The organism is Brevibacillus nitrificans (assembly GCF_003710965.1).
Taxonomy (GTDB): Bacteria; Bacillota; Bacilli; order Brevibacillales; family Brevibacillaceae; genus Brevibacillus; species Brevibacillus centrosporus.
Map to the genome: position 1 here is coordinate 15,950 of NZ_RHHU01000007.1, position 11,206 is coordinate 27,155.

Annotated in this window: 11 protein-coding genes; all 11 read right to left on the reverse strand. The window is 54.0% G+C overall.

Annotated elements, in window-relative coordinates:
- Positions 1-23 precede the first annotated feature (23 nt).
- The 11 genes from EDM59_RS12615 to EDM59_RS12665 all read right to left on the reverse strand — a co-directional run bounded on the left by EDM59_RS12615 (position 24) and on the right by EDM59_RS12665 (position 11,189).
- Complete coding sequence (locus EDM59_RS12615; protein ID WP_122923914.1) at positions 24-512, reverse strand: tripartite tricarboxylate transporter TctB family protein; 489 nt, start codon at positions 510-512, stop codon at positions 24-26.
- 235 nt (positions 513-747) lie between these two features.
- The gene (locus EDM59_RS31765; RefSeq protein ID WP_122923915.1) at positions 748-1,011 is read right to left on the reverse strand and encodes a DUF2568 domain-containing protein; all 264 of its coding nucleotides are present in this window, start codon (positions 1,009-1,011) and stop codon (positions 748-750) included.
- Positions 1,012-1,061: 50 nt separating this feature from the next.
- Entirely contained in the window at positions 1,062-2,411 is a 1,350-nt protein-coding gene (locus EDM59_RS12625; RefSeq protein ID WP_122923916.1) for a UbiD family decarboxylase, read from the reverse strand.
- Positions 2,412-2,429: 18 nt separating this feature from the next.
- Entirely contained in the window at positions 2,430-3,284 is an 855-nt protein-coding gene (locus EDM59_RS12630) for a R2-like ligand-binding oxidase (protein ID WP_122923917.1), read from the reverse strand.
- 33 nt (positions 3,285-3,317) lie between these two features.
- Positions 3,318-4,466 carry an iron-containing alcohol dehydrogenase family protein gene (locus tag EDM59_RS12635; RefSeq protein WP_122923918.1) on the reverse strand — a complete coding sequence of 383 codons (1,149 nt, stop codon included), beginning with the start codon at positions 4,464-4,466 and terminating at the stop codon, positions 3,318-3,320.
- A gap of 25 nt (positions 4,467-4,491) precedes the next feature.
- Positions 4,492-5,958: an aldehyde dehydrogenase family protein gene (locus EDM59_RS12640; RefSeq protein ID WP_092277152.1), complete on the reverse strand. Its 1,467-nt coding sequence runs from the start codon at positions 5,956-5,958 to the stop codon at positions 4,492-4,494.
- Between the two features lie 36 nt (positions 5,959-5,994).
- Positions 5,995-7,335: an MFS transporter gene (locus tag EDM59_RS12645; RefSeq protein ID WP_246011020.1), complete on the reverse strand. Its 1,341-nt coding sequence runs from the start codon at positions 7,333-7,335 to the stop codon at positions 5,995-5,997.
- Between the two features lie 102 nt (positions 7,336-7,437).
- The gene (locus EDM59_RS12650; RefSeq protein WP_122923920.1) at positions 7,438-8,247 is read right to left on the reverse strand and encodes an enoyl-CoA hydratase/isomerase family protein; all 810 of its coding nucleotides are present in this window, start codon (positions 8,245-8,247) and stop codon (positions 7,438-7,440) included.
- Entirely contained in the window at positions 8,247-9,806 is a 1,560-nt protein-coding gene (locus tag EDM59_RS12655; RefSeq protein ID WP_122923921.1) for a class I adenylate-forming enzyme family protein, read from the reverse strand. Before EDM59_RS12655 ends, EDM59_RS12650 begins: the two co-directional genes overlap by 1 nt.
- Entirely contained in the window at positions 9,754-10,269 is a 516-nt protein-coding gene (locus EDM59_RS12660; protein WP_122924050.1) for a (2Fe-2S)-binding protein, read from the reverse strand. Before EDM59_RS12660 ends, EDM59_RS12655 begins: the two co-directional genes overlap by 53 nt.
- Before the next feature lie 35 nt (positions 10,270-10,304).
- On the reverse strand, positions 10,305-11,189 hold the full coding sequence (locus tag EDM59_RS12665; RefSeq protein ID WP_122923922.1) for an FAD binding domain-containing protein: 885 nt from the start codon (positions 11,187-11,189) through the stop codon (positions 10,305-10,307).
- Positions 11,190-11,206: the final 17 nt, after the last annotated feature.

Genomic DNA, 11,206 nt, shown 5'->3' on the forward strand with positions numbered 1-11,206 from the left:
GTATCCACGGTTCTCCCCTCCTTTCAATCAAAAAAAGATCCACGCGAAAAAGTAATTTGCAGCCAATAGATAAACACCACATACAAGCATCCGGTGAGCAGAATGGAAAAGAAGAGAGAAGTCAGCCATCGATAGAAACCGATCAGGCGAAACAAAACAAAGGAAGCCAGCATTGTTGCCAGTACGTAGCCAAACCAATCCAGCAGCCAAACGTAGAGAAAAAGGGTGACAAAGCAAAGGATCAACCGCGATGTTTCCCTGTTCCCCGCCAGTGACTCGGGGTCATGGGCTGCGGCTTCTTCCTCTCCCGTCTTGGCCCGAAACGATTGGAACAGCAGGGCTGCGCCAAGCACGACAAACACGATCGCCAATAGAAACGGCAACGTATGATCTCCGACGTACACGGAATCTGCATAGCTCTCCAGCCGATAAGCCTCCCTGCTCACGATGAAACCGAAAGCTATGCACAGGAGCGACGCGATCAGGTCAGGCAGGTTTCTCGGGCGTATCACCTCATCACCTCTTTTTCCGTAAGACTTGGCTACGCCAAGCCTATTGACGGAGCATTAGTACCCAAAGGGCATAAGTCTCGCTTTCTCACTTCGTTCGATATATTCATTCCTATCTGTACAAAAAGCTATCAACAGCCTATGCACAAATGCCCATTGTGTGCGTAGGCCATGCACGGACAGAAAAAACCGCCCGGGGTGCACTACCCGGACGGTCACTTCGACGATCGGCTATTTATCAGCTAACATGTAGTCCATTCCATGTAACACGAGGACACACAGTCCAAACAGAAAGGCCAATCTGGGGAGCCCCGCTGCATATAGGGCGGCTGCGGCTGCCCAGCGCCCAATTGACCCATGTAGAGGAATGAAATTGAAATCCCCAATACCCATACGCGATGATTGCAGCTACCTCTGACAGAAACACGAGAAGAAGGAAGAAAGCATGGATCATGCCCGTCACGCAAGCCCCACTCCTCTCACGCGTCGATTCCACCGTCATTCCAAAAAAAGGCCTGAACGAATAGAGGACTTAGGAGTGATGCCTCCTTATTATTTCAAGTAATACTCCAATTTGATCTCGTCGTACTGAGGAATCCTTATGCGAAGATACCGCATAGGTTCGCTGTTTAAGGGTACGGTGCAGTCAAATCCTACCTTCGAACCCACTCCTTCGTTCGTAGAAGGGTCCAATTTAGATCCCTGTGCTCCATGAATGACGACCAAGTCTCGTTCCGCCTGAAAACGGGTGGCGATGGCCCATTCGACTTCTTCCATGTCATAGATATCCACGTCTTCATCGACGACAACCACATGCTTAATATCGAAACTGTTTGCAAGCGCGGCCAAGATCGCGTTTTTCGCCTCCCCCTCGTTTCGTTTGCTGATCGAGACGATCGCATGGTAACGGCAGGTCCCCCCAGAACTCATGTGGACAGCCTTCACACTCGGAACCGTTTGCCGGACGGTTTGGAACAGACTGGCCTCGCGCGGAATCCCGCCCAGCAGCAAATGCTCATAAGCAGCCGGCACAATCGTGTAAAATATCGGATTGTTGCGGTGGGTAACCGCCGTGATTTCCACTACCTCCTTGTCGCTCTTCGGGCCGTAGTATTTGGGAAATTCACCGAACGGCCCTTCCGGCTCCCGGACATGAGGTAGTATCCTGCCTTCCAGTACAATCTCCGCAAAAGCAGGAACATCGATGTCGACCGTTTCACACCTCACTACTTCCAGCGGTTCATTGCGCAGGGCACCGGCTATCTCCAGTTCATCCACACCGAACGGTGTACTCGCTTGCGACGCCAGCAGCGTGGCCGGATCCACGCCGATGACGATGGCGCATTCAAGTGGTCTTCCCGCCTCCTCTGCCTGTTTGTACAGATGAAAGGTGTGCCGTGGCAGAAGCAAGGCCCCCAGGCGATTCTTCCCCGATACTTGCAGACGGTGAATGGACACATTTTGCTTCCGAGTGACTGGGTCGCGCACGATAAAAAGACCGGCGGTGATGTAGTTGCCCGAGTCTTTCTCATGATGCACTGGAATCGGAAACATCCTCATCAGATCTATTTCTTTTAATACGATGTTTTCCTTTACCGGAGCTTCCCCGTTTTGCACCTGCCTGCAGGGGAGCGGGGAATTGACGGCATCTGTAAATTTGGGTATCAACCCAAACTGATCCGTTTCCAAAGCTTCCGCAAATTGCTCTCTCGTCGAGCAAATGCCGGAAACAACGGGAACCCGATAATCCTCCACCCGAGTGAAGTAGGCTGCTTTTCTCCCATCCAATTTTTTGGCGACGGCGGCAATCTCATACTCCAGATGAACCTGTTTTTCAATGACAGCAAGCCGGTCTGTTGATTGAAGATATTCCAGCCACGTCCGCAACGTTTTTGCCCTCATGTCGAGTGGTGTCCCCCCTTATCTGGAAACTGGTTTCCCGAAGATATCCTTCAGCCTGCGCTCGAACATTTTCGTCAACCGTTCACGACCCTGAACTTCCGGCGGCGTTGGGTACTCCCGTCCATCCACAATGACCGGCTGATCATAACGGATCAAAATGTACGGTAAGTATTCGTCGTATAGTCCGCGAATGCGCTTTGCATGCTCCGGATTACGGGCAAGCAGCTTCAGCATGCGAAGACCGAAACCGACATGACGCCCCTCGTCTTCTTTGATTCGGGCAAAGCCCTCCGCCAATCCGGGAAAAAGCCCTTTGCTTCCGAACACCGCTTCGTACACATCATATCCGGTCATCGCCTGAACGCCTTCAATGATGCCTTGGTAATGGGTCAATCCTTCCACCAATGCGGCCTCGCGTTCCTCTTCCCCTTTTTCAAGCGCAGCCAGCATCATTTTCACGCGATCATCAAGCTTTTGCTGGACGATATTTTTCACGCCAACGATTCGCTCCCTACCGAACACTTCTTGGAAATAGCGCATGAAAAACTCGGTGTGCTTGAATTCTTCTACCAGCTGCGTACTGAGAAATGCCTGTTGCTCCGTGGAAGAACCGAGCATGACCCATGGGCAAAATTTCAGTGCCACGTTCTCCTCCGCATCGAGAAATCCTGTGCAGAAATGGATGAGGTACCCTTTCAAATCGTCATCGATCGCTTCAAAGTCTTTTTTATCCTGACCGAGGTCAATCGCCGCAGGATCCCATGTTCCAAAACGGATCGCTTTGCGGTACAGATCCCATGCCACTTCATCCGTTGTCTGATTAAGGCTGGGAATGAAGTCATCAACCGTATTTTGATTCAGCTGTTCACCCATAATCAGCTGCCTCCTTGCGATTTCATTTGGCTATCAAAACGCGCGTTGTAAAAGCTCCAGCACCTCCTGTTCGGTCGGCTTACGCGGATTGAATTTCATCATCCCACTCTTGAAGGAATCCCTTGCGATATCGACAAGCTTTTCTTCCTTCACGTTTACTTCGCGCATTCGAGTGGGAAGCCCAATCTCCCAAACGAGTTGGGCGACGCCCTCCGCTGCCTTCTTCTGTGCGCCCATCAACACGGCGAGCTTTGCCGCTTTCTCCGGACACACTGGTGTGTTGAACGCTACGACGTGCGGCAAAAGCAATCCAATGGCGACACCGTGGGCCACATGACAGTGTCCGGATAGGGCACTGCCGATCGCATGAGCCAATCCCAAAAAACCGTTGTTGAACGCCATCCCAGCGAGCAAGCTGCCGTGTGACATCCCGATTCGCGCTGTCATGTCAGAGCCGTCATGAACCGCCCTGCGCAGATTCGCAACCACCACTTCCATGGCTTGCAGGGCCAGGGCATCAGACGCGGGGCTCGACCCCAGAGAAAAATACGTTTCGATTCCATGCGCGAGGGCATCAATCCCGGTGGCCGCTGACATTTTTGATGGCAGGCCAATCGTCAAGGCCGGATCGATCAAGGCCAGGGTAGGCGCCATATAAGGGCTGGTCACGGTAATTTTCACTTGATTGTGCCAGTCCGAATAGACCCCGAAGATTGTCACCTCGCTGCCCGTCCCTGACGTAGTTGGAATCGCGACCAGCGGTATGGGAGAGGCTGTCGGCACCCGGTGAACGCCTGCGTACTGGCCGATGCTTCCACCATTTGTGGCCACGACTCGGATTCCCTTTGCCGTATCAATCGGACTGCCGCCTCCTATGGCCACCACACAATCGTACGGTTGCTTCAGAAAATATTCGGCACCCCTATCAATCGTTTCAAGACTCGGATCAGGCTCCACCTCCGCATAAATGTCGTAGCCGATCCCCTGATGCTGTAAGGAGAACGTCACGCCTTCTAGCAAACCAGCGGAAACGACGCCTTTGTCGGTAACGATGAACACTTTTTTCACGCCCAGCGGCAACAGGATTTCTCCGAGACGGGTTGCTTTTCCTAAGCCGAATTCAATTGCGGTCGGCAGGTGAAAGGAAAAATCAGCTCCCTGCACGACTTGGTTTCCATTCATCGCAAAGTCTCCTTTCGATGCCGGTTCATTCCACTTCGAAATGGATATGCTTGGTTTCACAGTATTCCATCAGCCCGTCGACTCCGCGGGTCCGACCTAGGCCGCTCTGTTTGTAGCCACCGAATTCCGCCTCCGGAAAATTTTTGTTGTACGTATTAATCCATACCGTCCCCGCTTTGATACCCTTGGACATGCGCATTGCGCGGTTCAGATCGTTCGTCCACACTCCCGCTGACAATCCGAAATCGGTATCATTCGCCATCGCAAGTGCTTCCTCTTCGTTCGCAAAGCTTTGAACGGCGAGGACAGGACCGAAAATCTCCTCGCGCACTACGCGGCAGCTTGGCGAAAGCTCGTCGATGATCGTTGGCGCAAAAAACGTTCCTCGATCAAATTCTCCCCCGCTCAAACGATGTCCGCCGGTAATCATTTTCCCCTCGCGCTTGCCAATTTCACAGTACTCGGTAACCAGCTCCAGTTGATCCTGATTAATCACAGGCCCCATGTCGGTAGACTCTAGTAGCCCGTTGCCGACGCAAAGATTCTCGGCGTACTGCTTCAAGCGGGCCAATACCTCGTCTTTGACAGCTTCGTGTACCAGCAGCCGCGAGCCGGCCATGCAGATTTGTCCGGCGGAGATGAAAATGGATCGGCCGATGAGTGGGATCGCCTTGTCTAAATTGGCGTCCGCAAACAGCACATTGGGAGATTTGCCCCCTAGCTCCAGCGCCAGCTTCTTGATATTGCTCGTAGCCAGCTCCATGATCGTCTTGCCTGTCGAGGTATCTCCAGTAAAGCTGATCATGTCGATTTTTTTGCTGACACCCATGGCTGCCCCGATCGAGCGCCCTGGACCCGTGATGATGCTGACGATGCCTTTGGTGAACTGCGGCACTTCCGCGATCAGTTTGAACAGCTCGACAGAAATGACCGGAGTCAGGCTGGCCGGCTTTACGATCACCGCGTTTCCCGCTGCCAGAGCTGGCGCAAGCTCGCGAATCATCAGAAGCGCGGGCCAGTTCCATGGGGAGATGATCCCCACCACGCCGATTGGCTCCTTGGCAATCACGCCAAAATTGCCCGGTTCAAGCTGGACGGAGCGACCGAATACCGTCCTGGCCGCACCCGCGAAATACTTCAGGGTATCCACGCATCCAGCTAGCTCCTGCCGCGATTCCTTGATGGTTTTCCCTTGCTCGCGGGTCAAAACCGTGGCCAGCCGCTCCAGGTTCTCCTCGATTTTTTGTGCGAAGCCGAGCAATGCTTCATAGCGCCGTTTCGGGTTATAGCCCCAATCGCTTTTTTGGAAAACATCGTATGCCCTGTCGATCGCCTGTTCCACGTCGGATACTGAGGAATTTTGCGCGGTGCCGACCCATTCCCCAGTTGCCGGATTATAGGATGGCAGCGTTTCGCCAGAGGATGATTTCGTCCATTCTCCCCCTACATAATTGCAGTAATCTGCAGGTTTTTGCTCCGTCACGTACGCCATCGTCTCTATCCACCTTCCCTCTCTTTGGCTCAGGTGCTACTCGAACTTCCCTTTCGTTTCCGGAACGATGAAGCTACCAATCACATACAGGACAAAGACTCCGATCGAAAAGTACATCAGCGAAAACGGGATGTTTTCCGTAGCGCCACTGGCCAGGGTGACAAACGTGGGCATCATCCCTCCCACAGCAAAACCTATGTTCCAGGAAAGTCCTGTTCCGCTCGAGCGAATGGATGTCGGGAAGCGTTCATTGAGGAATATCAGGATCGGTGCATATGCAGCATTTCCCAAAAAGGCGAGGGCAAATGCGTAACCAGTAATCATGGGAATCGTCGTTGCGCTCCCCAGGCCAAGATACAGTACCGGAAGGACGATCAGGTTGATGATGCCAATGATGATGAATGTCTTCTTCCTGCCGATGACATCGCTCAGGTAACCAAACAAGACAGCGGAAATGATAGCGGTTACACTTGCGCCCATGAGAATCAGCGATGCTGTACCACTGGGGATTTTGTTGATTACTTTGAGGAAGGTAGGCAAGTATCCAGAGGTGAGATAATAAGCGGTGCCCCCGCCGATCACGAGGAGCAGATTCACGAGCAGGACGGATAAATATTGGGAGAAGATCGTTTTTACGGGGGAGGCCTCGGGTTTCTCCTCACTGGCTTGCTGCTGTTTCGCCTGTAACCACAACGGGGACTCCTCCAGTGATTTGAAGACGAACAGCCCCAGGATGGAGCTTAGAATGCCCGCAAAAAACATGAACCGCCAGCCCCACTCGTTGAAGGCTTCACCTGGAAACGCTTCCGAAACGATAAAGTACACAATCGAAGCGAGCAAGGCGCCCAAGCCCGCACCTCCGCCACCAATCAACCCTGACATGAAGCCGCGCCATTTCGGAGGGACTGACTCCGTGCCGATCGTATGTGTAGACGCCACGACACCACCGACGAATATTCCCTGAATCAGTCTCAGGATGAGAAACAAGACGGCTGCTGTCACGCCTACCTGCTGCACAGTCGGCAAAGCACCGAACAGGGCGGTGGAGATCCCGACACCGGTAACCGCAAAAATCATCGCTCGCTTTCGCCCGAGCCGGTCTGCATAGGAACCGAACAGCGCTGAGCCTATGGGTCTCATCAAGAGTGTGACGGCAAAGGAAGCATAGACGGCGGCCAATGAGAGCGTAGGAAGATCGGCCGGAAAAAAGAGCTGACCAATCACGGGAGCGACGTACAGCAGGACAAACAAATCAAACAAATCGAGTGACCAGCCCAAGAGTGAGGCCAGTGACGCATTGATCATCTGGCGACGGCTCACTTCGACCTTTGGCGGGCGCGTCAGCGTAGGCGCGCTCGTATCGTTCACCATGGACATATTCATACCTCCAAGAACCTCTTTTTGAAATAACTCACGAAATATTCAGATATATGCGAGCCTATTGCAGCCCGGGGAGTCCCCGGGCTATTTCATGAGGCTTTACTCGCCAAGAAAGTTGGGCTTGCGTTTTTCATTGAAGGCTTCGACGCCTTCACGGAAATCATGGGTGCTGCGCAGCATGCCGTATGCGTAACCCTCGATTTCCAGTCCTGCGCTGAGAGGTCCTTCCTGCGAAGCGTTTAATACTTGCTTGAGGACACGAAGGGCTAGCGGCGAATATTCCAGCAGCTCGTCGACCAGGTCAGCCACTGCCTGATCCAAATTTTCCTGAGGAACGACCGTCGTCAACAGCCCCCATTGATACGCCTCGGCCGCAGGAATCCGGCGTCCGCGCATGATCATATCCTTGGCGCGGCCCAAACCGGCGATTCTGGCGATGCGTTGCGTCCCGCCGCTTCCAGGGATCATCCCCAGCTTGACTTCCGGCAGCGCCAGCAAGGTGGTGTCCGAAGCGATCCTAAAGTCGCAGGACATCGCAATCTCCAAGCCCACCCCGAAGGTATAGCCTTGCAGCTGGGCGATCACCGGCTTCGACGAACGCTCGGGGGCAGCCACATTCTTGTGGAGGACCGAAAGCTCTTCCGGATGGCGTTCCATGAACTGCGCGATGGTTCCGCCAGAGGAGAATGCTTGATTTCCTTCGCCTTTCAAGATGATGATGCGGACCTCATCATCCTCATTCAGCTGCTGGAAAATCTGATTCAGCTGCGAACGGGCGATAAAGCTGAGCGTATTCATTTTTTCCGGGCGGTCCAGAACGACCGTCGCCGTTTTCTTCTCAAGGTTCTTTTCAACGCGAAGATGATCCCATTGGTTAAGCGTTGCGCCTGCTTGTGTGTGTTTGTCCATTACGATACACTCTCCTTTTTTGTCAATCCTGCTTCATATTGGCCATCCCGCAGCATCCGCCGCAGGATTTTCCCCACCGGACTCTTCGGAATGGATTCGACTAGCACGTACTTTCTGGGACGCTTGAAGTTGGACAGGAAGTTGCATTGCTTGCAGTATTCGTCCAGCTCCTCCTGCGTCAATCGGGAGTCCTTGGGCACGACAAACGCTGTCACAATTTCCCCCCACCGTACATCCGGCAAGCCGACGACGGCGACCTCCGCTACCTTTGGATGCTTGGCGATGACATCTTCCACTTCCAGCGGATGGATGTTTTCTCCCCCAGAGATGATCATGTCGTCCACGCGCCCCAAGACATACAAATCCCCATCTTCATCTATCGCGCCCATGTCACCGGTAAAATACCAGCCCTCACGAAGTGCCTTGCCTGTGGCGTCGGGACGATTCCAGTAACCTTGAAAGGCTTCCTGAGAGCGCAGGTCGACAATGATTTCTCCGGGAACACCGGGTGGCAAGACATCGTCAGGCCCAGAGCCGCCCTCCGGATCCGCCACCACGACACGAAGCCGCTGGTGGAATCCAGGCTTGCCTGCACAACCTGGCTTGCGATCCAAATAATTGCAGATGGAGAAGGTATACACCTCCGACGAACCGTAGTGGTTGACGAAAACCACCGGCTGAAGCTTGGCGATGATCTCCTCGGTCAACGCCTTCGTCATGGCCGCGCCTGCGTAGCCCAACTTTTTTAACGCAGACAGGTTATACTTGGCAAAATCGGAATGGTATACTAGATCATGAAAAATGGTAGGCACCAGATAGACACACGTGATCTTTTCTTTGTCCAGATGCTCGAGGACCAGTCGGGCATCGTAATCGGGTGTCATGACCAGCTTTCCGTTCAGGAAGGCGATCGAGAGGAGGGAACGCATGCCCATCGTGTGGTACAAGGGCATGACGCCAATCGTGCTTTCCTGGACGGAGTAATGATTTTGAATGATGTGCGCTACCGCCGCGCTGTACTCATTGCGATGAGTGCGAGGCACGCCCTTGGGCTTCCCCGTCGTTCCCGACGTGTACAGCATCAGGCAGTAGTCATCGCCATTCCCTGCCTCCAGCTTCACCTCACCGCTGCCTTTGGTCAGCAAGTCTTCATAGCTGACATCCGCCCCCCTCGCCCCCAGCACGGCGATCTTCAGCGTTTGCACCCCGCCTACTGCCTGCAGGACAGCACTTTCGCTGACCGGTTCATAGATGACTGCTTTCGCCTGGGCATCCTTGACGCAATATTCAATCTCTTCCGACGTCAGCCGGAAATTGATCGGCGTGAACACGGCACCGATTTTTTGGATGGCCCAGTACAGGATGACCATTTCCATCCGATTTTTCAGGACGAGTACCACGCGGTCGCGCCGTTTGATACCGAGAGCCTGCAGACCAGATGCCGCCCGGTCCACCTCCTGATTCAGCTCTTCGTACGTGAGGCGTTTGTCGCCCTGCACCAATGCTTCAAACTGCGGGTGTCGCTCGACTGCAAATTGAAACAGCGTCCCCAGATCCACTCGCTTCTTCACCTTCCTTCTGTCTGTGTACCACTCTCTGCACAGCTTCTACAATTCCCTTGTACCCCGTGCACCTGCACAAATGACCCGAGAGCATGTCTTTGATCTCTTCTGTACCTGGATTGGAATGGGTCTCCAAAAACTCCACAGAGGACATCAGAATTCCCGGTGTACAAAAACCGCATTGCAGGGCATGGCACTCGGAAAACGCATCTTGCAGAGGATGAGGTATGCCACCTTGGGCGAGTCCCTCCACCGTCGTGATTTCCGCTCCCTCCGCCTGAATGGCAAACATCAGGCAGCTGCGGACGGCGCTGCCGTCCACCAGCACCGTACATGCGCCACAGACGCCATGCTCGCAGCCGACGTGAGTCCCAGTCAGGCCGCAATCCTCCCGCAAAAAGTCGCTCAGCAGCTTCCGCGGTTCGACACGCTCCTCATAGCGCTTGCCGTTTACTTGCATACGGAGGTTGAACCATTCGTTCCGATTTACCTTGATCACGCTGTCCCCCCCTTTGCTACTGCGCGGTTGTATGCGGTTTCCATTACCTTTGCAGCAAACACCTGCGCGAGATGGAGGCGGTATTCCCGCGAAGCGTGCAGGTCTCCCTCGGGATCGACGTGTGCGGAGGCTGCGCGGCTGGCTTCCTGCAGCAGGGTGTCTGTCAGTTTTTCACCGATGAGCAAGTCCGCTGCATCCGCTGCGAGCACCGGAACAGCATCTACTCCGCCCAGCGTGAGTCTGACTGCCGTGATCCGATTTTGTTCGTCGGTATCCAATACGCATGCCGCCGCCACCAGCGCGAAATCTCCGTGTTTTCTGCTGTACTCTTGGAACGAGTAGCCCATGGGAATCGACCCCACAGGAATCTTCACTTCCCGCAAAATCTCTCCAGGCATGATGTCCGTCGTCAAATACGTGATGAAAAAATCGTTCAGCTCGACCTCCCTGGCCCCCTCTGCGCTTTGAACGACGACCGACGCGTTCAATGCCAAAAGTGACAAGGGAATCTCAGCGGTCGGGTCGGCATGGACCAGGCTGCCGCCGAACGTCCCGCGATTGCGTGTCTGCATGTGCCCGATGTACGGCAGTGCCTCCGACAGGAGCGGTGCCGCTTCCTTCACCAAGGCCGATCTCTCTACATCTCGCTGCCGTGTCAATGCCCCGATGTTCAGCCAATCCCCTTCCGAGTAGATGTACTTCAATTCTTGCAATCCGCTAATGTCAATGAGGTACTCGGGAGTGGATAGCCGCATGTTGAGGATCGGAAGCAAACTTTGTCCGCCAGCGATCAGCTTTCCTTCCTCCCCGTACTCCAATAACAGTTGACACGCCTCCTCCACATTGGAGGGACGAAGATAATCAAAAGCTGCCGGTTTCACCTCAAACCCCTCCGCAT